The 23,670-nt window shown below is 69.3% G+C and carries 17 protein-coding genes; 4 read left to right on the forward strand and 13 right to left on the reverse strand.

What is annotated here, in order from left to right:
- Positions 1–2: 2 nt before the first annotated feature.
- The 8 genes from dxs to ngcE all read right to left on the reverse strand — a co-directional run bounded on the left by dxs (position 3) and on the right by ngcE (position 10,482).
- Positions 3–1,922 carry a 1-deoxy-D-xylulose-5-phosphate synthase gene (gene dxs, locus ACWDVG_RS19705; RefSeq protein ID WP_451700551.1) on the reverse strand — a complete coding sequence of 640 codons (1,920 nt, stop codon included), beginning with the start codon at positions 1,920–1,922 and terminating at the stop codon, positions 3–5.
- A 281-nt stretch (positions 1,923–2,203) separates the two neighbouring features.
- Positions 2,204–3,478, reverse strand: coding sequence for a sugar ABC transporter permease (locus ACWDVG_RS19710; RefSeq protein WP_451700552.1), 1,275 nt, complete (start codon positions 3,476–3,478; stop codon positions 2,204–2,206).
- A complete protein-coding gene (locus tag ACWDVG_RS19715; RefSeq protein ID WP_451700553.1) occupies positions 3,475–4,263 on the reverse strand; it encodes an ATP-binding cassette domain-containing protein in 789 nt (262 codons plus the stop codon). Before ACWDVG_RS19715 ends, ACWDVG_RS19710 begins: the two co-directional genes overlap by 4 nt.
- Positions 4,264–4,472: 209 nt before the next feature.
- Positions 4,473–5,537 carry a sugar ABC transporter substrate-binding protein gene (locus ACWDVG_RS19720; protein ID WP_451700554.1) on the reverse strand — a complete coding sequence of 355 codons (1,065 nt, stop codon included), beginning with the start codon at positions 5,535–5,537 and terminating at the stop codon, positions 4,473–4,475.
- A gap of 121 nt (positions 5,538–5,658) precedes the next feature.
- Positions 5,659–6,870, reverse strand: coding sequence for an ROK family transcriptional regulator (locus ACWDVG_RS19725; protein ID WP_451700555.1), 1,212 nt, complete (start codon positions 6,868–6,870; stop codon positions 5,659–5,661).
- 195 nt (positions 6,871–7,065) lie between these two features.
- Positions 7,066–8,007, reverse strand: coding sequence for a carbohydrate ABC transporter permease (locus ACWDVG_RS19730; RefSeq protein WP_451700556.1), 942 nt, complete (start codon positions 8,005–8,007; stop codon positions 7,066–7,068).
- The gene (locus ACWDVG_RS19735; RefSeq protein ID WP_451700557.1) at positions 8,007–8,936 is read right to left on the reverse strand and encodes a carbohydrate ABC transporter permease; all 930 of its coding nucleotides are present in this window, start codon (positions 8,934–8,936) and stop codon (positions 8,007–8,009) included. The genes ACWDVG_RS19730 and ACWDVG_RS19735 overlap by 1 nt, the downstream gene beginning before the upstream one ends.
- Before the next feature lie 100 nt (positions 8,937–9,036).
- Positions 9,037–10,482: an N-acetylglucosamine/diacetylchitobiose ABC transporter substrate-binding protein gene (gene ngcE, locus ACWDVG_RS19740; RefSeq protein WP_451700558.1), complete on the reverse strand. Its 1,446-nt coding sequence runs from the start codon at positions 10,480–10,482 to the stop codon at positions 9,037–9,039.
- Between the two features lie 527 nt (positions 10,483–11,009).
- Here ngcE and ACWDVG_RS19745 point away from each other — a divergent pair.
- Positions 11,010–11,933, forward strand: coding sequence for an FG-GAP repeat domain-containing protein (locus ACWDVG_RS19745; protein ID WP_451700559.1), 924 nt, complete (start codon positions 11,010–11,012; stop codon positions 11,931–11,933).
- Between the two features lie 97 nt (positions 11,934–12,030).
- Here ACWDVG_RS19745 and acnA read toward each other — a convergent pair whose 3' ends face one another.
- Positions 12,031–14,745, reverse strand: coding sequence for an aconitate hydratase AcnA (acnA, locus tag ACWDVG_RS19750; protein WP_451700560.1), 2,715 nt, complete (start codon positions 14,743–14,745; stop codon positions 12,031–12,033).
- 272 nt (positions 14,746–15,017) lie between these two features.
- Here acnA and ACWDVG_RS19755 point away from each other — a divergent pair, with 272 nt between their 5' ends.
- The 3 genes from ACWDVG_RS19755 to ACWDVG_RS19765 all read left to right on the forward strand — a co-directional run bounded on the left by ACWDVG_RS19755 (position 15,018) and on the right by ACWDVG_RS19765 (position 17,329).
- Complete coding sequence (locus ACWDVG_RS19755; protein WP_451700561.1) at positions 15,018–15,374, forward strand: VOC family protein; 357 nt, start codon at positions 15,018–15,020, stop codon at positions 15,372–15,374.
- Between the two features lie 51 nt (positions 15,375–15,425).
- Complete coding sequence (locus ACWDVG_RS19760; protein WP_451700562.1) at positions 15,426–16,955, forward strand: helix-turn-helix domain-containing protein; 1,530 nt, start codon at positions 15,426–15,428, stop codon at positions 16,953–16,955.
- Between the two features lie 74 nt (positions 16,956–17,029).
- Positions 17,030–17,329 carry a hypothetical protein gene (locus tag ACWDVG_RS19765; RefSeq protein ID WP_451700563.1) on the forward strand — a complete coding sequence of 100 codons (300 nt, stop codon included), beginning with the start codon at positions 17,030–17,032 and terminating at the stop codon, positions 17,327–17,329.
- A 109-nt stretch (positions 17,330–17,438) separates the two neighbouring features.
- Here the strand turns inward: ACWDVG_RS19765 and ACWDVG_RS19770 are convergent, their stop codons facing one another.
- The 4 genes from ACWDVG_RS19770 to ACWDVG_RS19785 form a co-directional block, all read right to left on the reverse strand.
- Complete coding sequence (locus tag ACWDVG_RS19770; RefSeq protein WP_451700564.1) at positions 17,439–18,146, reverse strand: hypothetical protein; 708 nt, start codon at positions 18,144–18,146, stop codon at positions 17,439–17,441.
- Complete coding sequence (locus ACWDVG_RS19775; protein WP_451700565.1) at positions 18,143–21,139, reverse strand: hypothetical protein; 2,997 nt, start codon at positions 21,137–21,139, stop codon at positions 18,143–18,145. Before ACWDVG_RS19775 ends, ACWDVG_RS19770 begins: the two co-directional genes overlap by 4 nt.
- Before the next feature lie 23 nt (positions 21,140–21,162).
- Entirely contained in the window at positions 21,163–21,714 is a 552-nt protein-coding gene (locus ACWDVG_RS19780) for a DUF2690 domain-containing protein (RefSeq protein WP_451700566.1), read from the reverse strand.
- A gap of 341 nt (positions 21,715–22,055) precedes the next feature.
- Positions 22,056–23,609 (reverse strand): MFS transporter, encoded by a 1,554-nt coding sequence (locus ACWDVG_RS19785; protein ID WP_451700567.1) that lies wholly within the window; start codon positions 23,607–23,609, stop codon positions 22,056–22,058.
- Positions 23,610–23,670 lie beyond the last annotated feature (61 nt).

Genomic DNA, 23,670 nt, shown 5'->3' on the forward strand with positions numbered 1-23,670 from the left:
CGTCAGTCGCGGGCGGGCTCCACGGCCTTCGCGCTGCTCTCGAACCGGCCGTCGAGCCGCGAGACCAGGCCGGTGACCTGCCGGGCGATGTCCGGGGCGGTCAGCCCGATCTCGGCCATGACCTCGGCGCGGGAGGCGTGGTCGAGGAAGCGCGGCGGAATGCCGAAGTCACGCAGCGGTACGTCCACGCCGGCGTCGCGCAGCGCCTGCGCGACGGCCGAGCCGACGCCGCCGACGCGGCTGTTGTCCTCGACGGTGACGACGACCCGGTGCTGCTCGGCGAGCGGGGCGAGGGCCTCGTCGACGGGCTTGACCCAGCGGGGGTCGACCACGGTGGTGGAGATGCCCTGCCGGTCGAGCAGGCCGGCGATCTCCAGGCACATGGGGGCGAGCGCGCCCACCGAGACGAGCAGGACGTCCGGCCGGTCGCTGTCCGGCTCGCGGAGCACGTCCATGCCGCCGACCCGGCGCAGGGCCGGCACGGCGGGGCCGACGGCGCCCTTGGAGAAGCGGACGACGGTGGGGGCGTCGGTGACCTCGACGGCCTCGCGGAGCTGGGCGCGGACCTGGTCGGCGTCGCGCGGGGCGGCGAGCCGCAGGCCGGGCACGACCTGGAGGATCGACATGTCCCACATGCCGTTGTGGGAGGCGCCGTCGGTGCCGGTGACACCGGCCCGGTCCAGGACGAAGGTGACGCCGCACTTGTGCAGCGCCACGTCCATGAGGACCTGGTCGAAGGCGCGGTTGAGGAAGGTCGCGTAGACGGCGAAGACCGGGTGGAGGCCGCCGGTGGCGAGGCCGGCGGCGGAGACCGCGCCGTGCTGCTCGGCGATGCCGACGTCGAAGACCCGCTCGGGGAAGGCCTTGGCGAACTTGTCGAGGCCGACGGGCTGGAGCATGGCCGCGGTGATCGCGACGATGTCCTCGCGCTCCTTGCCGAGCGCCACCATCTCCTCGGCGAAGACGCCGGTCCAGTCGGCGCCGGAGGTGGAGATGGGCAGGCCGGTGTCGGGGTGGATCTTGCCGACCGCGTGGAAGCGGTCCGCCTCGTCCTGCAGGGCGGGCTGGTAGCCGCGGCCCTTCTCGGTGAGGCAGTGCACGATGACGGGGCCGCCGAACCGCTTGGCGCGGGTGAGCGCGGACTCCAGCGCCTCGATGTCGTGGCCGTCGATGGGGCCGACGTACTTCAGGCCCAGGTCCTCGAACATGCCCTGCGGGGCGATGAAGTCCTTGAGGCCCTTCTTGGCACCGTGCAGCGTCTCGTACAGCGGCTTCCCGACGACGGGGGTGCGCTCCAGGATGTCCTTGCCGCGGGCGAGGAAGCGCTCGTAGCCGTCGGTGGTGCGCAGGGTGGCCAGGTGGTTGGCGAGGCCGCCGATCGTGGGGGCGTAGGAGCGCTCGTTGTCGTTGACGACGATGACGAGCGGGCGGTCCTTGGCCGCGGCGATGTTGTTCAGCGCCTCCCAGGCCATGCCGCCGGTGAGGGCGCCGTCGCCGATGACCGCGACGACGTGGTCGTCCTTCTTCCGGATCTCGTTGGCCTTGGCGAGGCCGTCGGCCCAGCCGAGGACGGTCGAGGCGTGCGAGTTCTCGATGACGTCGTGCTCGGACTCGGCCTGCGAGGGGTAGCCGGAGAGGCCGCCCTTCATCTTGAGCCGGGAGAAGTCCTGGCGGCCGGTGAGGAGCTTGTGCACGTAGCTCTGGTGACCGGTGTCGAAGAGGACCCTGTCCTTCGGGGAGTCGAAGACGCGGTGCAGGGCGATCGTCAGCTCGACCACACCGAGGTTGGGGCCGAGGTGGCCGCCGGTCTTGGAGACGGCGTCCACGAGAAAGGTCCGGATCTCCGCGGCCAGCTGCTCCAGCTGTTCCGGGGAGAGCCGGTCCAGGTCGCGCGGTCCCCTGATACGGGTCAGCAGAGCCACCCGTGCCTCCTTGCGTTTGAGCTGGTCGAGCATGCCGATTTGTCGAGTCTAATGTTCCGTCTTGGATCGTGGGCATCGGGCCGGGGGGTGAGGCGTCACCCGCACGGCCGACGTCGCGCTGATCCGTACGGCTCTGCGCGCCGGTCACCGCGCCCGCGGGCACGGCGCGGCACCGCTGCCGGCACGGCTGCCCGAAAGGCTCCGACACGGGTCCGGACGCACGCCTGCCCGGCGCCGGTTTCGCGGCGCCGGGCAGTGTGACGAGCGTGACGCGCGGAGCGCTACGCGCGGCCCGCGGACTTCTGCGTCCGGCGGGAGACGGAGTCGATGATCACGGCGATGAGCAGGACGCCGCCGGTGATCATGTACTGGATCGCGTTGGAGTCCAGGTTCATCTGGTTGAGGCCCTGGACGATCGACTGGATGACCAGGATGCCGAGGAGCGCCGACCAGACCTTGCCGCGTCCGCCGAAGAGGGACGTACCGCCGATGACCGCGGCGGCGATGCACATCATCAGCTGGTTGCCGCCGCCGAGGGAGCGGTCGGCGCCGCCCGTCGCGGAGGCGAGGAAGAGGCCGCCGATGGCGCCCATCGTGCCGGAGACCATGAAGACGGAGATCCGGATCCACGACACGTTGATGCCGGCCCGGCGGGCCGCCTCGATGCCGCCGCCGACCGCGAAGACCTGGCGGCCGTAGGTGGTGCGGCGGAGCACGAAGTCGGTGACGAGCAGGATCACCAGGAAGATCACCAGGGAGAGCGGCAGGCCCTTCTCCTGGTTGAAGCCGTACGCGGCGACGAGGACGAGGACCGCCAGGACCGCGGTGCGCAGGACGATCTCGCTCTGCGGGCGGTGCGGCAGCTGGGCCGCCTTGCGCCGGCGGGAGTCGCGCAGCTGGGCGAGGTAGAAGGCGGCGACGACGGCGACGGCGAGGCCGTAGGCGGCGGCGACGTCGGAGAAGTAGTACTTGGTGAGGTCGCCGACGAAGCTGCCGATCGGCGTCGGGATGGTGGACTTCTCCCCCATCACCCAGGTCTGGAGACCGGCCCAGCCGAGGAAGCCGGCCAGGGTGACGACGAACGCGGGCACGCCTATCTTCGCGAAGACGATGCCGTGGAAGGCGCCGATGAGCGTGCCGGAGAGGATGCCGAACACGATGGCGAGGGAGTCCGGCATGTCGGTGCCGAGGACGCCCCAGACCGCGCCGGCCAGACCGGCGACGGAGCCGACCGCGAGGTCGATCTCGCCGAGCAGCAGGACGAAGACGATGCCGACGGCCATGATGCCGGGGCCGACCGCGTACAGCGTGATCTGGTCGAGGTTGTAGGAGGTGATGAAGTTGCCGGTGAGGGCCTGGAAGACGATGCCGATCACGATGAGGCCGACGACGACCGGCAGGGAGCCGATCTCGCCGGAGCGGATCTTGCGCTTGAACTCCTCGACGTACCCCTTGAAGCCCTGCTCGCGGACGAGGAGGCGGGGGTCGACGGCCGGGACGGCGGCGGGAGCGGGCTCGCTCGCGGCCGTCTCCGCGGGCGACGGGGTCGTGCTCACTTCGCTACCTCCGCGTTGCGGGCCTGGCGGCGGGTCACGGCGTTGTCCGTGGCTCCCGTGATCGCGGCGATGATCTCTTCGTGCGTGGTGGTGGCCACCGGGAAGGTGCCGTTGTTGCGGCCCAGGCGCAGGACGGCGACCGTGTCGGCGACGGCCTTCACGTCGGCCATGTTGTGGCTGATGAGGATGACGCCGAGGCCCTGCTCGCGCAGGCGCTCGACCAGGTCGAGGACCTGGGCGGTCTGCTCGACGCCGAGGGCGGCGGTCGGCTCGTCCAGGATGACGATCTTGGGGTTGCCGACCAGGGCGCGCGCGATGGCGACGACCTGGCGCTGGCCGCCGGAGAGGGCGGCGACGGGGATGCGGACGCTCGGGATGCGGATGGAGAGCGTGGAGAGCAGGTCCTTGGCCCGCTTCTCCATGGCGACCTCGTCGAGGACGCCGCCCTTCTTGATCTCGCGGCCGAGGAACAGGTTGGCGACGACGTCGAGGTTGTCGCAGAGCGCGAGGTCCTGGTAGACGGTCGCGACGCCGAGGTTCTGGGAGTCGTGCGGGCGGGAGATCTCGACCGGCCGCCCCTCCCACTCGATGACGCCCTCGTCGATGGGGTGGACACCGGCGATCGTCTTGACGAGCGTGGACTTGCCCGCTCCGTTGTCGCCGACGAGGGCGACGACCTCTCCTGCGTGGACTTCGAGATCGACACCGGAGAGGACCTGGACCGCTCCGAACCGCTTGAAGATCCCGCGCAACGCCAGCACGGGCGTCTGGGACACGTGAACCAACTCCTTCGCCGCCCGCGCGGGGGCGGCGGAATGTCGCGCCGCCGGTGCAGCGCCAGGGAATTCGAGGGGGGTGCTGTGCTCGTCCGGCCCCCGCCGACAGCGGGGTCTGGGTCGGCCGGGGGCCGGACGGCGTGAGGGGGCGGAGCCCCGGGGCCCGGAGGCCTTCACCTGATGAACGGGCGGGAGCCCGCGGGCTCAGGTGCGGGGGCTCACTTGATGCCGAGCGCGGAGCACTTGGCGGCGAGGTCCGACGTGCAGATGTCGGCGGCGGAGTAGATGCCGTCCTCGATGACCGTGGACTTGATGTTCTTGCTGTCCACCACGACCGGGGCGAAGAGGGTGGAGGGCACGCCGTCCGTCTCGCCCTCGGCGCCGAGCTTCTCGCCGCGGAGCAGGTTCACCGCGAACTTGGCGGCCTCGGGGGCCAGCTGCAGCGGGGACTTGTAGATGGTGAAGGTCTGGGTGCCGGCGACGATGCGCTGGACGCCCGCGAGCTCGGCGTCCTGGCCGCCGACCGGGATGCCCTTGACGCCGGCGTTCTCCAGGGAGGTGACGATGCCGCCCGCCATGCCGTCGTTCGCGGAGTAGACGGCGCCGATCTTGTCCTTGCCGACCGAGGAGATCGCGGCGGCCATCTTCTCGCCGGCGATCTTCGGGTCCCACTCGCCGGAGGCCTCGTAGGCGATCTTGCCGACCTTGCCGTCGAGCGCGGTGTGGGCGCCCTTCTTGAACAGGGCGGCGTTCGGGTCCTTCTCGTCGCCGTTGATCATCACGACGTTGGCGGTGGCGGCCTTGGGGCCGAGCGCGGCGAGGAGGGCCTGGCCCTGGAGCTCGCCGACCTTGTTGTTGTCGTGGCTGACGTAGGCGTCGGCGCCCTGGACGGCACGGTCGTACGCGACGACCTTCACGCCCTTGCCCTGCGCCTCCTTGACCCAGGCGGCGGCCTTGGCGGCGTCCACCGGGTCGAGGGCGATGACCTTGATGCCGTCGGCGATCATCTGGTCGAACTGCTGCTTCTGCTTCACGACGTCGGCGACGGCGTTGTTGTAGACGACCTCACAGCTGCCGCAGGCGGCCTTGACGGCCTTCTCGAACTGCGGCTTGTCGAGCGACTCGTAGCGCGAGGTCTTGTTCTCCGGCAGCAGCAGACCGATCTTGGTCGAGCTGCCCTTGTCCCCGCTGTCGTCGCCACCGGCCTGGCCACAGGCGGCGAGCGAGAGGGACATCGAGACGGCGGCCGTGGCTATGACGACGCGGCGCGTCACTGCGTTCATTGGGGTTGCCTCCCTGACGAGGCCGCGACGTTGCGGCCGAGGTGGCACGAAGTCAACTCGGCCGCAACACTTACGTCAAGAAGTAAATTATTAACGAGACGGCAACGGTGCCATTCGTTATCTAAGTGAACGCAAGGCGTGAGGCAGGGGCGGCGGTCGGCAGGGCACTCTCCAACAGGGACGAATCACCCATCTCGCTCAGGACGAGGGCGAGCGCGCCCAGCACCTCGGCGCGGCCGCCCAGTGCCCCCTGGGCCAGCGACAACTGCCGGGCGGCACTGGGGATCGCGTACCGCGAGACGGAGTCCCTGATGGGCGCGAGGACCAGTTCGCCGGCCTCCGCGAGGTCGCCGCCGAGCACCACCCGGCTCGGGTTCAGGAGGTTGCAGAGGTTGGCGATGCCGCTGCCGATGTGCCGGCCGACGTCGGCGACGACCCGGCGGCAGCCCGGGTCCCCCTCGCGGGCCAGCTGCACGACCCGCTCCATCGTGAGGTCGGGGCCGTGGCTGGGCTGGAGCAGCGGCAGGACGTAGCGGGCGGCGGTGAAGGTCTCCAGGCAGCCGCGGTTGCCGCAGCGGCAGACGGGCCCGGACTCGTCGAGGGTGATGTGCCCGATCTCGCCCGCGGTGCCGCCGGGGCCGCGGTAGACCCGGCCGTCGATCACCAGGCCGGCGCCGACGCCGCTCGCCACCTTGATGTACGCGAGGTCCTTCACGCCCCGGCCGCTGCCCCAGACCAGCTCGCCGAGCGCGCCGAGGTTGGCGTCGTTGTCGACGTGCACGGGGACGCCGAGCCGGCCGGAGAGCTCCTCCGCGGGGTTGATGCCGCTCCAGCCCGGCAGGATCGAGGTCGAGCCGAGCGTCCCGGAGGAGACGTCGATCGGGCCGGGTACGCCGAGGCCGACGCCGATCACCTTGTCGCGGCCGATCCCGGTGGCGTCGATCAGCCGTGTGACCAGCTGTTCCGCCCGGTCGAAGCCGTCGGCGGCGGAGGCGTCGACGTCGAGCGGCTCGGACTCCTCGGCGAGGACCTGGTGGGCGAGGTTGCCGACGGCGACCCGCAGGTGGGTGTGGCCGAAGTCGACGCCGATGACGATGCCGGCGTCCCCCGAGAGCGAGACGCTGCGCGCCCTGCGGCCGCCCGCCGAGGTGGGCGTGACGTCGACCGTCCCGCCGTCCTTCAGCTCGCGGACGATGTTGGAGACCGTCGCCGCGGAGAGGCCGGTCGTCCGGGCGATCTCCGCCTGGGTGAGCGACCCGGCCATGCGTACCGCACGGACGACCCGTTCGAGATTGGCCCTGTGCAGAGACGTCTGCGACCCGGGAGTCTCCATCGACTCACTCACTCCTGCCGTTTTCTCCAACATGTGAACTCTAAGGGGACGCTTTCGGCTTGCTCCCCGTCAAGACCTTGAGTGGCGGGCGGACGGTGTCACGGCACACTCCAGGCGGCCTCCGGGCGTACGGCGGGCATACGGAAGGCCCCCGGCGCGGGGGCGCAGGGGGCCTTCGGGGAGGTGCGGGAGGGGCTACTTCACGGCGCCGGCGGTGAGGCCGGCGACCACCTGCCGCTGGAAGATGACGTACGCGGCGAGGACCGGGAGCATGGCCATGACCAGGCCGGCGAAGAGGCCGGACCAGTCGCCCTTGTAGCCCTGGCTCACGGCGAGCTGGACGAGACCCTGCGAGAGCACCTTCTGGTCCTGCTCCGTGTTGAGCACGGTCGGCAGCAGGTACTGGTTCCACTGGCCCAGGAAGTTGAAGATGCCGACGCTGATCAGACCCGGCTTCGCCATCGGCAGCATCACCTGGAAGAAGGTCCGGGTGTGCGAGGCGCCGTCCACGAAGGCCGCCTCCGCCACCGAGGACGGCAGGGTGCGGAAGAAGGCCGTGAGGAAGAAGACGGTGAAGGGCAGCGAGTACGCGATGTAGACGAGGATCAGGCCGTGCGGCGTGTTGAGCAGGGCCAGGTTCTGCATCACGTAGAAGAGCGGCACGAGCGCCAGGATGATCGGGAAGCTCATTCCTCCGATGAAGAGGAAGTAGATGAAGCGGTTCCCGGGGAAGTCGAAGCGGGCCAGCACGTACGCGGCCATGGAGCCGAAGAGCAGCGTGCCGATGAGCGAGCCGCCGACCACCACGATCGTGTTCAGGAAGTAGTCGCCCATGTGCGCCTCGGTCCAGGCGCGCGACCAGTTCTCGAAGTGCAGCGTGTCGGGCAGCGACCACGGCGAGGTGAAGATCGCCTTGTCGGTCTTGAAGGAGGTCATGACCGCCCAGAGCAGCGGCATGACGACCATGATCGCCCAGATGACCAGCACGCCGTGCGAGAAGACGTTGAGGACCTTGCCCTCCCCCTCGGACTTCCCGCGCGGGACGGCGGTCGCGGACCTCGGGGGCGCGGGGTCCGCGCCGGCCGGGGTGCCGGGGGTCTTGTCGAGGCCGGTGGCGGCCGTGTCGGTCGTCTTCATCAGAACTCCAGCCGCTCGCGCCGGCCCACCTTCATCACGACCGCCGCGAAGGCCAGCGTGACGACGAGGAGCGCGACACCGATGGTCGTTGCGTAGGCGGCCTGACCGTCCCGGAATGCCTTCTGGTACACGTACAGCGGCATGACGATGGTGGAGTAGTCGGGCCCGCCGCCGTTGGGGCCGACGGTCATGATCTGCACGACGGCGAAGGACTCCGCGCCGAGCGCGAGGATGCCCATGTAGATCCAGCCGGACTGCACGGTGTCCCAGAGCAGCGGCAGGGTGATCTTGAAGAAGGTGGTGAAGCGGTTGGCGCCGTCGAGCAGGGCGGCCTCGTAGAAGTCCTTCGGAATCGACGCCATGCCGGCCGAGAAGAGGACGACGAAGAATCCGACCGTGGACCAGACGAGGACCACCATCACGCAGATGAGGGCGAGATCCGGGTCGCCCAGCCAATCGGGCTGAATGCTCCCGAGACCCACCAGCTTCAGCGCGGAATTGATGGCTCCGCTGTTCGGGTTGTACGCGAACTGGAAGAGCAGCGCGACGATCGCGATCGACAGCACCTGCGGGAAGAAGTACACGATCTTGTAGAAGGACGATCCGCGCACTCCCGCGACGGCCGCTCCCCTGCGGCGCCGGCCACCGACATTGAGCATGAACGCGAAGAAGAGCGCGAGGCCGACGGTCACCAGCGGCAGGACCACGGCGAAGGTCAGACTGTGCTGGAGCGATTTCCAGAAGATCTCGTCGTCCAGCATTCTGCTGTAGTTGTCGAAGCCGACCATCCCGAATTCGGGGCTGAGTCCCGTCCAGTCCGTGAACGAGTAGTAGATGGACTGGACGAACGGCCAGATGACGAACAGCGCGTAGAGCGCGAGGGGGACCGCCAGGAACCCCACGATGAAACGGTACTTGCCGTGTTGCATTCCTACCGACCCCGATCTTCCCGCGGAGGCGCGCCGCCGGTGCCGCGCGCGAAGGGCCCGGGGCCCGCTCCCGGTCGGCGGGAAGGGGCCCCGGCACTGCTCACTGGTGCTTGTAGTGCTTGATGCTCGAGTCCTTGGCGGCCTCGTCGGCGAACTTCTGGATCTTCTTGATCGTCTCGGCCGGGGTCGCTCGGCCGGCCATCATCTCGCCGATGCCGGCCACACCGATCTTCTCCTTCTGCAGGGCGACGTACCAGTCCTGCAGGCGCGGGTTGACGACGTTCTGGCCGGCCTTCTCCAGGGCGGCGACGCCGGACTTCAGGCCCGGGGTCAGCTCGATGCCGTCGGTGCCGCCGTTGAAGGCGGTCAGGGACTTCACGGACTGCGTGAAGTTCTTGGACGAGGCCTCGCTGAGCATGATGCGCAGCTGCTCCATGCCGCCCTCGACGTTCTTCGCCTTCGCGGGCACGATGAAGGGCTCGCCGCCGGAGGCCCAGATGGTGCCGAAGGGCATCTTGTCGGAGGCGTCGAGGCCGGTCGGGGCGGAGACGGCCAGGTTGAAGTCGGCCGGCATGGTCTTGGCCGCCTCGTTCTCGACCCAGGAGCCGTTCGGGATGAACAGCGCCTTGTTCTCGGTCCAGGCGGTCTGCGACTGGATGTGGTCGAGGCCGGGGGTGCCCTTGAGGATGTAGCCCTTGCGGACCAGCTCGTAGTAGGCCTCGAAGCAGGCCTTGACCGCCGGGTGCTCCCAGGCCTTCGGCTCCAGGTTGTCGATGGCGTCCAGGACCTCGCGGCCGCCGACCTTGCCGATCATCGGGTAGAGCGAGAAGGGGACGTAGTACGGGTGCTTGCCCGCGTACGTCCAGCCGGCGATGCCCTTCTTCTTGGCCTTCTCGCAGACGGCCAGCATCTCGTCCCAGGTCTCGGGGTACTTCGCGTCGAGCGAGTCGAGCAGCTTCTGGGAGTACCAGACGCCGTAGACGGTGTACGCGTAGTAGAGGATCCAGACCGGGGCGCCGTCGAACTGGCCCATCTCGACGATGCCGGGCCGCAGGGTGTCGCGGACCTTCTTGGCCGGGTCGTCGAGGGAGGGCGCGTCGAGGAGCGCGGTGAGGTCGGCGAGCTGCTTCTGGCCGACGAGGACGCCCATGTCCATCTGCTCGGCGCCGGAGTTGTCGATCAGGTCCGGCGGGTTGCCGCCGTTGAAGCGGGGCTGGAGCTCGGTGGTGATCTTCTGGGTGGGGGTGAACTTGACCTTGGCCTTCGGGTAATTCGTCTCGTAGACCTTGATCGCGTCCTTGGCGTACTGCTGTCCGAATCCGCCGTCGAAGAGGACGAAATCGAGCGGTGCCGACTCGTTCACCCCGAGCGGGTTCTTGTCGGACTTCGTCCCCTTCTCGACCTTCTCGTTGCCGGCGCCGCTGCTGCTCGCACAGGCCGAGAGGAAGCCCATCGTCGGTACCGAGATCAGGCCGATCGCGGCGGAACGCTTGATCAGGTCGCGACGGCCGAGGCCCTCATTGTCGTGAGCGGAGGTGGATCCCATGCTCAAGTCCTCGCCTTCATTCAGGACTCAGGCGGTGTACCGGTCGCCCGTACTCACTCGCCACAGGCGAAGGGCCCCGCCACCGCGGTCAATTGCAGCTGGGTCGTGCAGGCGTCGGGCCGTCGTCGGAGGTACGACTGGCGGGACGCCGACAGGTATAGTCCACTTCCCTTCCGGTGAGCAAGATCGAAAGCAGGTTTCGACAGCCATCTTTCCCGAGTTGAGACCTCCGGGATAAGCACGCTGTATCTGCGGCGTTTCGTCCAACCACCGACTCGGTCACACCGTTGACACCACGTCGGATCCGGCCGTACTGGAGCCCTTCGGCGCTGCTGACAACGTTGCCGGGGACCGAAAGGACAAAGGGGGCACATTCGGGCGTGATCGAAACAGCTGTGTCACAAACCAGTTGCCCGGTGAAGATCTCGTAAGGACCATCCTGGAAGATAGTCTTCCCGCCGCGTTACGCCCTTCGGGTGCGGGAGCGGGCGGGACCTGCCTCATTCCTTACGGATCTGGAGTACTACGTGGCCAACTCTTCTGGCCTGAACCGCACGGGCGTCCTGTCCCGTGTCACGGTCGCCGCCGTCACCGCCGCCCTGGTGGGCACGACCACCGCCGCGGTCGCGGCCGACGCGCCGCAGGAGCGCGCGGTCACCGGCGTCAAGCAGCAGCAGTCCGCGGGCACCTTCGCGGCCACCGCCGCCTCCGCCGACGCCCAGATCAACGCGCTCTACGGCGTGGACTCCCGCGGTGACCTGTGGGGCTACTCGCCGAACGGCGAGGGCGGCCTCGACGCCCGCACGGACTCCGGCTTCGGCTGGAGCAACACGAAGTTCCTCACGCAGGTGGACCAGAACCCGGCCGCCGGCGACGGTTCGGACGGCGTCTGGGACGTCACCGCGGGCCGCCTGAGCTACAACCCGTACGACGGCGAGAGCTTCTCCGTCGGCACCGGCTGGAGCATCTACAACAAGGTGTTCTCGGCGGGCAACCAGGGCGGCGCCGCCGCGGACGACCTGCTCGCCCGTGACAGCTACGGCACCCTGTGGCTGTACCTCGGCTTCGGCAACGGCAAGGTCGCCTCGCGCATCAAGGTCGGCACCGGCTGGCAGATCTACAACCAGATCACCGGCAAGGGCGACCTGAGCGGCGACGGCCGTGACGACATCGTCGCGCGCGACGGCTCCGGCGTGCTGTGGCTCTACAAGGGCACCGGCAACTACAACGCGCCGTTCTCCGGCCGCACCAAGATCGGTGGCGGCTGGCAGATCTACAACACGATCGTCCAGGTCGGCGACATCGACATCGACGGCATCACGGACCTCATCGCCCGTGACGGCGCCGGTGCGCTGTGGCTGTACAAGGGCACGGCGAACGGCACCGTCCCGTTCAAGCCGCGCGTGAAGATCGGCACCAGCGGCTGGAACACCTACCGCCTGATGTTCTGACGCCCGCTCCCGCCCGCAGTCGGCGGGGCGTGTGACGGACGCGAAAGGGCCCCGCTCCTCTTCCGAGGAGCGGGGCCCTTGTCGCTTGCCCGGGTCGTCAGCCGCGGATCAGGTTGCGGAGCACGTACTGCATGATGCCGCCGTTGCGGTAGTAGTCCGCCTCACCGGGGGTGTCGATGCGGACGACCGCGTCGAACTCGACACCGGTGTCGGTGGTGACCTTCACCGTGCTGGGGGTGGTGCCCTCGTTCAGCTCGGTGATGCCGGTGATGGAGAAGGTCTCCTCGCCGGTCAGGCCCAGCGAGTCGGCCGACTGGCCGGCCGGGAACTGGAGCGGGAGGACGCCCATGCCGATGAGGTTCGAGCGGTGGATGCGCTCGTACGACTCGGTGATGACGGCCTTGACGCCGAGGAGGGCCGTGCCCTTGGCCGCCCAGTCGCGGGACGAGCCGGAGCCGTACTCCTTGCCGCCCAGGATCACCAGCGGGGTGCCGGCGGCCTGGTAGTTCTGCGAGGCGTCGTAGATGAAGGAGACCGGGCCGCCCTCCTGCGTGAAGTCGCGGGTGTAGCCGCCCTCGGTGCCCGGCGCGATCTGGTTGCGCAGGCGGATGTTGGCGAAGGTGCCGCGGATCATGACCTCGTGGTTGCCCCGGCGCGAGCCGTAGGAGTTGAAGTCACGACGCTCCACACCGTGCTCGGTGAGGTACTTGCCGGCCGGGGTGTCGGCCTTGATGGCACCGGCCGGGGAGATGTGGTCGGTGGTGACCGAGTCGCCGAGCTTCGCGAGCACGCGGGCGCCCGTGATGTCCTTGACCGGGGTGGTCTCCATCGTCATGCCCTCGAAGTACGGGGGCTTGCGGACGTAGGTCGACTCCGGGTCCCACTCGAAGGTGTTGCCGGTCGGGATCGACAGCGACTGCCACTGGGCGTCGCCGGCGAAGACGTCCTGGTAGGACTTGGCGAACATGTCCTCGCCGATCGCACTGGCGACGACGTCGTTGACCTCGGCCTCCGAGGGCCAGATGTCCTTGAGGAAGACCGGGTTGCCCTCGGTGTCGGTGCCGAGCGCGTCCTTGGTGATGTCCACCTTCATGGAGCCCGCGAGGGCGTACGCGACGACCAGCGGCGGGGAGGCCAGGTAGTTCATCTTGACGTCGGGGTTGATGCGCCCCTCGAAGTTGCGGTTGCCCGAGAGCACCGAGGTCACGGCCAGGTCGTGATCGTTGACGGCCTTCGAGACCTCCTCCGGCAGCGGGCCGGAGTTGCCGATGCAGGTGGTGCAGCCGTAGCCGACGAGGTTGAAGCCGACCTTGTCGAGGTACGGGGTGAGGCCCGCCTTGTCGAAGTAGTCGGTGACGACCTTCGAGCCCGGGGCGAGGGTGGTCTTGACCCACGGCTTGCGGGTCAGGCCCTTCTCGACGGCCTTCTTCGCGACGAGCGCGGCGGCGACCATCACGTACGGGTTCGAGGTGTTGGTGCAGGAGGTGATCGCGGCGACGGTGACGGCGCCGTGGTCCAGCGTGTAGGTGGTGCCGTCGGGGGCGGTCACCTGGACCGGGTTCGACGGGACGGTGCTGGAGACGGCCGGGGCGTCGGAGGCCGGGAAGGACTCCTGGCCCGCCTCGTCGACCGAGTAGACGTAGTTGCGGACGTCCTGGGCGAACTGCTCGGCGGCGTTCGCGAGGACGATGCGGTCCTGCGGGCGCTTCGGGCCGGCGATCGACGGGACGACGGTGGAGAGGTCGAGCTCCAGCTTCTCGGAGAAGTCGGGCTCGGCGGCCGGGTCGAGCCAGAGGCCCTGCTCCTTGGCGTACGCCTCGACGAGCGCGACCTGCTGCGCGGAGCGTCCGGTGAGCTTGAGGTAGTTCAGGGTCTCACCGTCGATCGGGAACATGGCGGCGGTGGAGCCGAACTCCGGCGACATGTTGCCGATGGTGGCGCGGTTCGCGAGGGAGGTCGCGGCGACGCCCTCACCGTAGAACTCGACGATCTTGCCGACGACGCCGTGCTTGCGCAGCATCTCGGTGATGGTCAGCACCAGGTCGGTGGCGGTGGTGCCGGTGGGCAGCTCGCCGGTCAGCTTGAAGCCGACGACGCGCGGGATGAGCATGGAGACCGGCTGGCCGAGCATGGCGGCCTCGGCCTCGATGCCGCCGACGCCCCAGCCGAGCACACCGAGGCCGTTGACCATGGTGGTGTGGGAGTCGGTGCCGACGAGGGTGTCGGGGTAGGCCTGGCCGTTGCGGACCATGACCGTGCGGGCCAGGTGCTCGATGTTCACCTGGTGGACGATGCCGGTGCCCGGCGGGACGACCTTGAAGTCGTCGAAGGCGGTCTGGCCCCAGCGCAGGAACTGGTAGCGCTCCTTGTTGCGGCCGTACTCCAGCTCGACGTTCTGCGCGAACGCGTCGTTGGTGCCGAACTTGTCGGCGATGACGGAGTGGTCGATGACCATCTCGGCCGGGGAGAGCGGGTTGATCTTCGCCGGGTCGCCGCCGAGCGCGGCGACGGCCTCGCGCATGGTGGCGAGGTCGACGACACACGGCACACCGGTGAAGTCCTGCATGATCACGCGGGCCGGCGTGAACTGGATCTCCTGGCTCGGCTGGGCCTGCGAGTCCCAGGTGCCGAGGGCCCGGATGTGGTCGGCGGTGATGTTCGCGCCGTCCTCGGTGCGGAGCAGGTTCTCCAGGAGGACCTTCAGGCTGTAGGGAAGGCGAGCGGAGCCCTCCACCTTGTCCAGCCGGAAGATCTCGTACGACTCGTCGCCCACGCGCAGCGTGCTGCGGGCGTCGAAGCTGTTCGCCGACACGACAGTCTCCTTCATCAATGTGCGCGTACTACCGTCATGCTGCCGCCACGACTCCTCGCCGATCCGCTAAGGTAAGGCTAAGTTAGGTCACCCTTACCGGGCAGGCGGCCGCAGTGCGCCGTAAGCAGTTATCTCGATGTCGAGATAACTCTAGTGCATCCCGGCCCGTCGGTCATGCCCGGCCACCCCGTGATACGCGAGGGCGCGCCCGGCCGTACCCGGACGGACGCGGACATATTGCCGAGCCCCTCCGACGAGCCGATGATCGGACCATGATCAACGGCGCGCATGTGATCCTCTACACCCGGGACGCCGAGGCCGACCGCGACTTCCTCAAGGACGTCATCGGCTTCGAGCACGTCGACGCGGGGCGGGGCTGGCTCATCTTCGAGCTGCCCCCGGCCGAGATCGCCGTGCACCCCACCGAGGGCGAACCGAAGCACGAGGTCTACCTCATGTGCGACGACATCGCCGCCACCCTGACCACCCTGGAAGACCGCGGGGCCGAGATCTCACGGGCCATCACCGACCAGGGGTGGGGCATGCTCGCGGCCGTGCGCCTGCCGAGCGGCACCGAACTGCCGCTCTACGAACCGCGGCACCCCCGCGCCCACGACACGTCACCCTGACGGCCCACCCCGATGATCGAGTCCATCTCATATCTGAGATAACGTGACGCCATGACAGACGACTACCTCGTACGCATCGGCAAGCTCATCCGTGACGCCCGGCAGCACCGTGGCTGGACGCAGACGCAGCTCGCCGAGGCGCTGGCCACCAGCCAGAGCGCAGTCAACCGGATCGAGCGCGGCAACCAGAACATCAGCCTTGAGATGATCGCCCGCATCGGCGAGGCCCTGGACAGCGAGATCGTCTCCCTCGGCTACTCCGGCCCCATGCACCTGCGGGTCGTCGGCCGCCGCAGGCTCTCCGGCTCCATCGACGTCAAGACGAGCAAGAACGCCTGTGTCGCGCTGCTCTGCGCCTCCCTGCTCAACAAGGGCCGCACCGTCCTGCGCCGCGTCGCCCGCATCGAGGAGGTCTTCCGGCTCCTGGAGGTCCTCAACTCCATCGGCGTGCGCACCCGCTGGATCAACGAGGGGGTCGACCTGGAGATCGTGCCGCCCGCCGAGCTGGACATGGAGTCCATCGACGCCGAGGCCGCGATCCGCACCCGCTCCATCATCATGTTCTTCGGCCCGCTGCTGCACCGGCTGGACCGCTTCCGGCTGCCGTACGCCGGCGGCTGCGACCTCGGTACGCGCACGATCGAGCCGCACATGATCGCGCTGCGCCGCTTCGGGCTCGAGATCACCGCCACCGAGGGCCTCTACCACGCCCAGGTCGAGCGCTCCGTCTCCCCCGACCGCCCGATCGTGCTGACCGAGCGCGGGGACACCGTCACCGAGAACGCGCTGCTCGCCGCGGCCCGCCACGACGGCGTCACCGTCATCCGCAACGCCTCCTCCAACTACATGGTCCAGGACCTCTGCTTCTTCCTGGAGACGCTGGGCGTACGGGTCGACGGCGTCGGCACCACCACGCTCACCGTGCACGGCGTGCCCCGGATCGACGTGGACGTCGACTACTCCCCCTCCGAGGACCCGGTCGAGGCGATGAGCCTGCTCGCCGCCGCGGTCGTGACCGAGTCAGAGCTGACGATCCGCCGCGTCCCCATCGAGTTCATGGAGATCGAGCTCGCGGTCCTGGAGGAGATGGGCCTCGACCACGACCGCTCGCCGGAGTACGCCGCCGACAACGGCCGCACGCGGCTGGTCGACCTGACGGTCCGCCCCTCCAAGCTGGAGGCGCCCATCGACAAGATCCACCCGATGCCGTTCCCCGGCCTGAACATCGACAACGTGCCGTTCTTCGCGGCGATCGCGGCCACCGCCCAGGGCAAGACCCTCATCCACGACTGGGTCTACGACAACCGCGCGATCTACCTCGCGGACCTCAACCGCCTCGGCGGCCGGCTCCAGCTCCTCGACCCCCACCGCGTCCTCGTCGAGGGCCCCACCCGCTGGCGCGCCGCCGAGATGATGTGCCCGCCGGCGCTGCGCCCGGCCGTGGTCGTGCTGCTGGCGATGATGGCCGCGGAGGGGACGTCGGTGCTGCGGAACGTGTACGTCATCAACCGCGGATACGAGGACCTGGCGGAGCGGCTGAATTCGGTCGGTGCGCAGATCGAGATCTTCCGGGACATCTGAGCCGCTGCCTAGAATGCGCTTCCGGAGTCCACTCAGAAGAGAGCATCGTGAAGATAGCGCGCATTTGTCTCGTCGTGGCATGCACTCTCCTGGCCGCCTCGTGCGGGGGAAAAAGCAGCTCGGCCGTCGACACCTCCGGGCTGACCGACCGGGAAAAGGAATGGGTCGAGTTCTCCTACGCGCACGAGAAGAACCAGGAAACCAGGGAGACCTGGGAAGAGCTGACCGCCGAGGGCGTCAAGGCCTACCTCGACCAGCAGCGGCCGCGGCTGTGCGGTGACACGGCGGCGCTCATGCAGAGCCTGAAGGACGCCGGGTACGAGGCCGGCGAGATGCAGGAGTACAAGCAGAAGTCCGCCGAACTGGTCTGCTGACGGGCGCGTCGTGGCGAAGGTCCCTGCCGGGTGGCGGCAGGGACCTTCGTGCGTGCGGGGCGGTGCTCCGCGGGTGGTGCGGCGCGGGGTGGTGCGGGGCGGGGTGGGGCTAGGAGGTCGCGTCGCCGAGGATGCGCAGGGAGTACTTGTCGTACGCCCGGTGCAGGACCATCACCACGGGGCCCGAGGCGAGCGCGCCGCTGACGACGTACTCCTTCTCGTTCTTCGTTTCCGCGACCTTCTTCGCGTAGAGGGAATCGGTTTCCCGCTTCGCCCGCTCCAGCCAGGAAGAAACCTTGGCGTGGTCGATCCCGGCCACGTCGAGGCCGGTGCAGGCGGTGAGGAAGGCGAGGGCGGCGGAGTGGTTCGTGCCCGTTCTGCAGACGAGGGACGACATGTCCTTGTGGTCGGCATAACCGGCCGAGACGGTCATTCCGTTTCCGCCGCGTCCGTTGACGTACGTCCTTTTCTTTCCGTCGGGCATCTCCTGCTCGACGGGCTCGTCGAGTTTCAGTTTCCAGCGCTCCGCGAGGCCGGTGAGGAATTCCTTCCCCGTGTATCCGGTGGCCATCGTGCCGGCCGCGGCGAGGCCGGGCCGCTTGTCGGCCACGGCGCGCCGGGGCAGGTCGGCGGCGGGCGGCGGGGTCCAGGCCGTCTTCGACGGACCGGTCCGGGGCGCCGCGGTGGCCGTGGGCCGCGCGGGGCCGTCGGTCCGGCCGGTGCGGTCGGTGGGGTCGGCGCTGCAGGAGACGGCTCCCGCCGTGCCGATGACGACCGTCATCAGCACGGCGGGAACGCGGAGGGTCGTGCGGATCACAGGCCACCGTCGACGAGGGCGCACGGACCGGGGTCGGCGTAGAGGTACGGCACGAAGGCGATGGCGTCGAACACGACGTTGTCGTCTCCGGTGCCGCCCTTGTGGATGTTGTCCGCCTCGATCCGGCCGCCCTTCCAGAAGGTGAAGGTGCCCATCTCGAACCAGGTGTCCTGGCCCGCGCTGCGGGTGGCCTGGTTGACGTTGCAGTAGTCGGCCTTGGCTCCCGCCGTGTTGTCGCCCGGGATGAAGTCGTAGCGGACGACCGCCTCGGCGCCGTGGCTGGGCAGGTGGACGAAGACCTTGTAGCGCTGGCCGGGCTGGTCGCCGGAGGGCAGCTTCTCCTGGTTGACCTGCCAGCGGCCGGTGACCTTGTGGAACGGCTCGTTGTAGTCGTAGTTGTGCGTGAACCACACGTGGTGGTCGTACCCGGCACCGAGCTGGTGGACGTCGATGGGGGCGAGGTACGGGGTCGCGCGGAAGGTGCCGTCGTCCCTCAGCATGGTGATGTTGTCACCGGCCTGGAGGGTGAACTTGCCGTCGTCGGCGCCCTCGAAGTCCCCGCAGTCGTACGTCTCCTCGTGCTGGCCGAGGTTGTCCACGATGATCGCGTTGGTGTAGGCGCTCGGGTGGTCGATGCAGGGGCCGTGACCGTACTTGCTCTTGAGCTCCGGCTCGGGCGAGCCCAGGGCGTAGTTGAGCTTCTCGGTGCTGCTGTTGCCGGTGCTCTGCGAGCCCATCCAGTTCACCCAGCCGCTCCAGCGGCAGCGGTCGTCCCAGCTGGGGCACGGGTCGGCCGCGGCCGGGTCGCACGCGTTGAGCGAGGAGCAGAACAGGGTCCGCGGCGGGACCTTGATGCCGCCGAACGGCATGTTGGGCTCGGAGTACGACTCCTCGCCGTTCCAGGTCATCTGCGGGACCTCGGCCCAGCCGAAGATCTTCTCCGAGTAGTTCCAGTCGCCCGGGTGGGAGGCGTCGTCGTAGCTGTAGCGCAGGAACGGCTGCCGGTCGGCCGGGTAGCGCGGGTTGACCGGGTTGTTGAAGAAGCCGACACCGACGTAACCCGAGGTGTAGACGCCGGAGTTGTAGCCCCACAGCGCCATGTACCAGTTCTCGATGTAGGCCGGGTTGCCGTCGTTGGCGTTCATGCCGAGGGCCTTGAGCTGGTTCCACTTCTCGGCCAGGATGCCGAGGCCGGCGGCGATGTTCGCCGCGTAGTCCGTGGTGACGGCGCCGGCCCGCAGCGGGTCGAGCTGCGTGTCGTGCTCCTCGGACATGCCGGTCGTCACCTGGGCGATGCCGTAGCCGCAGTCGGCCTTGGACCGCTTGGGGTAGCCGTGGATGCCGTTCTCGTTGCCGTACCAGTCGGACCGGGTGACGTTGCCCGAGTCACCGTTCATGGAGTGCCAGGACGCCTGCTTGAAGTTGGACTCCTGGGCGAGGATGCCCAGCATGACCTGGGCGGGGATCTCGCCGCCGCCGGTCAGCGCCGGCTTGGGGAACAGGCCCTGCGGGGTGTAGGCGCCGAGGCCGGTGTCGTGCCAGTTCTGCGGGCGGGAGACGGTCAGCCGCCCGTGCACGGCCTGGTCGACGGCCCATTCGACCTGGTTCGCGCTGGCCTGGAGCGCCTGGCGCTTCGGGTCGTTGCGCTTGACGATGCAGGGGGTCTCCATCTCGTGGACCTTGCCGTAGACGGCGGCGCCCTGACCGGACAGGCACTGCGACTCCGGCCCGCCCTCGCCGCAGTTCGGCGGATCGTCGTCGTCGGCGAGGGGGAAGGCGGCCGGGCCCATCGGCACCGAGGACCGCAGCGCGGGCCGCTTGCGGTCGGCGTCCACGCGCGTGGTGGCCTTCGCGCCGGTCTTCAGGGCGGTCGCCTTGACGGTGAGCGAGCCGACGCCCTCTGCCGTGGGCGAGCCGATGCGGGAGGTGATGCCCTTCATCTGCTCGGAGAAGACCGAGTGGGTCACCAGGTGGCCGTGGCGGGAGATCCCGGCGACCCGGCCGTCCACCGCGTGCTTGGCGAGGCCCGGGGCCCTGCTCGTGTCGATGTTCGTGACGTCGCCGACGACGGCGGCGCCGTCGGCGACGGGGAGGAGCTTGACCTTGCCCTTGGGGGCGCGGCCGAGTTCGGTGAAGGCCTTGCCGCTGAGGCGGGAGATGACGCTCTTCTCGCCGTCGACGGTGCCGATGTCCACGGCGCCGTTCTTGGAGGCGGTCAGCGCGAACATCGGGCCGGGCACGGCGGCGAGCCTGCGGGCGGACAGCTTCTTGCCGTTGGCCTTCAGGTCGACGAGGTGGCCGCCGAGTACGCCGACGGTGCCGTCCGGCGTGGGCGTGACGTGCGTGAGGTAGCCGTCGACCGCGCTGCGGGAGGAGACGTTTCCGGTCGCGGCGTCGACGGAGATCACCGTCGTCGCGCCGGCGGAGGTGTCGGTGGCCGAGCTGGTGGTGAACGCGACCTGGTCGCCCGTTCCGCAGCCGGGCGTGAAGTACGCCATCTGCACCCGGTCGGGGATCTCGGTGACCTTGCCGTCGGAGAGGCGGATCAGGGCGGCGAAGGCGCCGTTCTCGTAGGCGCCGGGCTCGTTGGACCAGGCCGACGGGGCGTAGACGGCGGCGGCGTAGTTGCCCGATCCGGTGGTGCAGACGTAACCGGTCCAGGGACCGACGTCGGACAGGCCCCTGCGGCTGAGGCGGGCGATCTCGTAGAAGGAGAACCCGTCGCTCTCGCGCGCCGCGAGGACGTGCAGGCCGTCGGCGTCGCCGGTGGCCTGGACGATCGCGTCCGGGGAGGCGGCGTAGTCCGCGCCCAGCTCCTTGGCGGGAGCGGAGAAGAGGCGGGGCGTCGGGGCGTCCGCCGCGGCGGGGACCGCGGGGGCCGCCGGGGTCCCGGGGGCGGCGGCCACCGGCACGAGGGCGACGGAGGCCGCCACCATGCTCAGGACGACCAGGGGACTCGTGGCGAAGTACTTCTTGAGACGTAAGGCGGGCATGGGTTTCCTCGGCATGGGTTTCCTCACAGCCAGTTCGTGCACGTGCCGTGCGTGGTGGGCAGGCTCGCGTCGACCGGCTTGTCCGTGGTGGCGCCGGGGGCGTTGATGATGTACTTCAGCGGCGCGGGGTCGTACTGCGCGTGGACGTCGTTCCAGCACGCCTTCGCCGACGTCGTCTTCCAGTTCCGCATCGGCGTGTACGCCCCGGCCACGCCGTCGGCGAGCAGGCCCGCCGTGTCGTAGTCCTGGATCCCGCCGTCGGGCGCGCGGGTCGTCCACAGCGTCAGGTAGACGTAGTCGGGCGAGGTGTCGAGGTCGCGCGAGACCTTCGCCCAGACGGCCTGGCACTCCGGCGACCACATCAGCCGCACCGAGACCGACGCGTCCGGCTCGGTCACCTGCTGGAGGATCTCGGCGTCGGCGTCACAGCCCATCTGGATCGGGTCCTTGCCCGAACACGTGGCCCGCCAGCAGCCGGCGGCGGCCGCGGGGGACGCCTGGATGCCCTGGACGGCTCCCGCCAGCAGTGTCAGTGCGGCCGCCGCGGGTCCCCATCTGCGTATTGCGTGTAACACACATCACCTCGGGTGTTCGCTCTCCGCGCCGCTCGGAGCGGACGCGGACGGTCATGTTCCAGAACGCCCGCAGCCTACGCGAACACACGTACGCACAGCGTGGGTTGATCCGTTCGTTGTCCTGCCCTTTACCTGCGCGGACACCGAAGCCGGACATGTCGTGGCAGGCCTCTCATCGGTGGTGCGCGACCCCAGAGCGGGACGTGTCAGGCGGTCGTCCGGCGGCGTGTCAGGCGGTCGTCCGGCGGCGTGTCGGGCGATCGTGCGGCGGCGCGCGAAGGGGCCGCGAGCGGGGCCGAGGGGCTCCGCGCGCGGCCCCGTGGGAGGGGCGGACCCGCGGGTCAGGCGCCCGGCATCATCGCGCCGCCCTTGAGGCGCTCGATGTCCGAGGGCCGGACCTGGATCACCACGAGGGCGATCACGAAGGCGACGATCGCGAAGGCGGCCGCCACGATGAACCCCGCGGAGACGCCGGCCGTGAGGACCTCGTCGCCCCACGGCGGCGGCAGCTGGCCGGTCTCGGCGAAGCGCGCCTTCTCCAGGGGGCCCGCCTGCTGGAGGAAGGCCGGGACCTGGGTGTCGGCCTCGTTGCGGCTCACGGTGCCGAAGACCGTGACGAGGATGGACAGGCCGAGCGAACCGCCCACCTGCTGGGTGGCGTTGAGGAGTCCGGAGGCGGCTCCGGAGTCCTCGAGGGCCACGTTCGACAGGGCCATCAGGGTCAGCGAGACGAACATGAAGCCCATGCCGAAGCTGAATACCAGCATCGGTCCGAGGATCGAGCCCGCGTACGTCGAGTGGACGTCGGTCAGGGTGAGCCAGGAGAGCCCGGCGGCCAGACAGAGCGAGCCGATCACCATGAAGGGCTTCGGGCCGAACTTGGGCAGGAGCTGGGAGGTGAGGCCCGCGGCGACCGCGATCACGGCGCTGACCGGCAGGAAGGCCAGGCCGGCCTCCAGCGGGCTGAAGTCCAGGACCGTCTGCACGAAGAGGGTCAGGAAGAAGAACATGCCGAAGATCGCCGCCGCGAGGCAGAGCATGATGCCGTAGGTGCCGGCGCGGTTGCGGTCGGCGAACATCCGCAGCGGGGTGATCGGCTGCCGGGAGCGCCGCTCGATGAGGACGAAGGCGACGAGGAGGACGACGGCGGCCGCGAAGGAGCCGAGCGTGAAGGGATCGCGCCAGCCCTCCTGGGCGGCTCTGATGAAGCCGTACACCAGCGCCACCATGCCGAGGGTCGAGGTGAGCGCGCCGGCCAGGTCGAAGTGGCCGGGGTGCCGCTCGGACTCCTTGACGTGACGTGGCGTCAGGAAAGCGATGAGCAGGGCGATCGGGACGTTCACGAAGAAGATCCAGCGCCAGTCGAGCCACTCGACGAGGACGCCGCCCGCGAGCAGGCCGATGGCCCCGCCGCCCGCCGAGACCCCCGCGAACACGCCGAAGGCACGGTTGCGTTCGGGTCCCTCGTCGAAGGTCGTGGTGATGAGGGAGAGGGAGGTCGGCGAGGCGATCGCGCCGCCGACGCCCTGGAGGGCGCGGGCGGCGAGCAGTTGCCAGGAGTTCTGGGCGAACCCGCCGAGCAGGGAGGCCAGTCCGAAGAGCAGCACGCCGAAGATGAAGACCCGTCGGCGGCCGAGGATGTCGCCCGCCCGTCCGCCGAGGAGCAGCAGGCCGCCGAACGTCAGCGTGTACGCGTTGACGACCCAGGACAGGCTGGTGGTCGAGAAGGCAAGCGAGCTCTGGATGTCCGGGAGCGCGATGTTCACGATGGTGATGTCGAGGACGACCATCAGCTGGCAGGAGGCGATCACGAACAGGGCGATGCCCTTGCCGTCGCCGCCGCTCTTGCGCGGGGCGGTCGCTTCGGGGGTCGTCGGCTTCGGTGCACTAGTCATGGCAACTCATGGCGCATCGCGCCTCTGCTGAGGGGCCGTGGGCCGGTCAGTCCACCTTTCG

The organism is Streptomyces sp. NPDC003327, assembly GCF_053589515.1.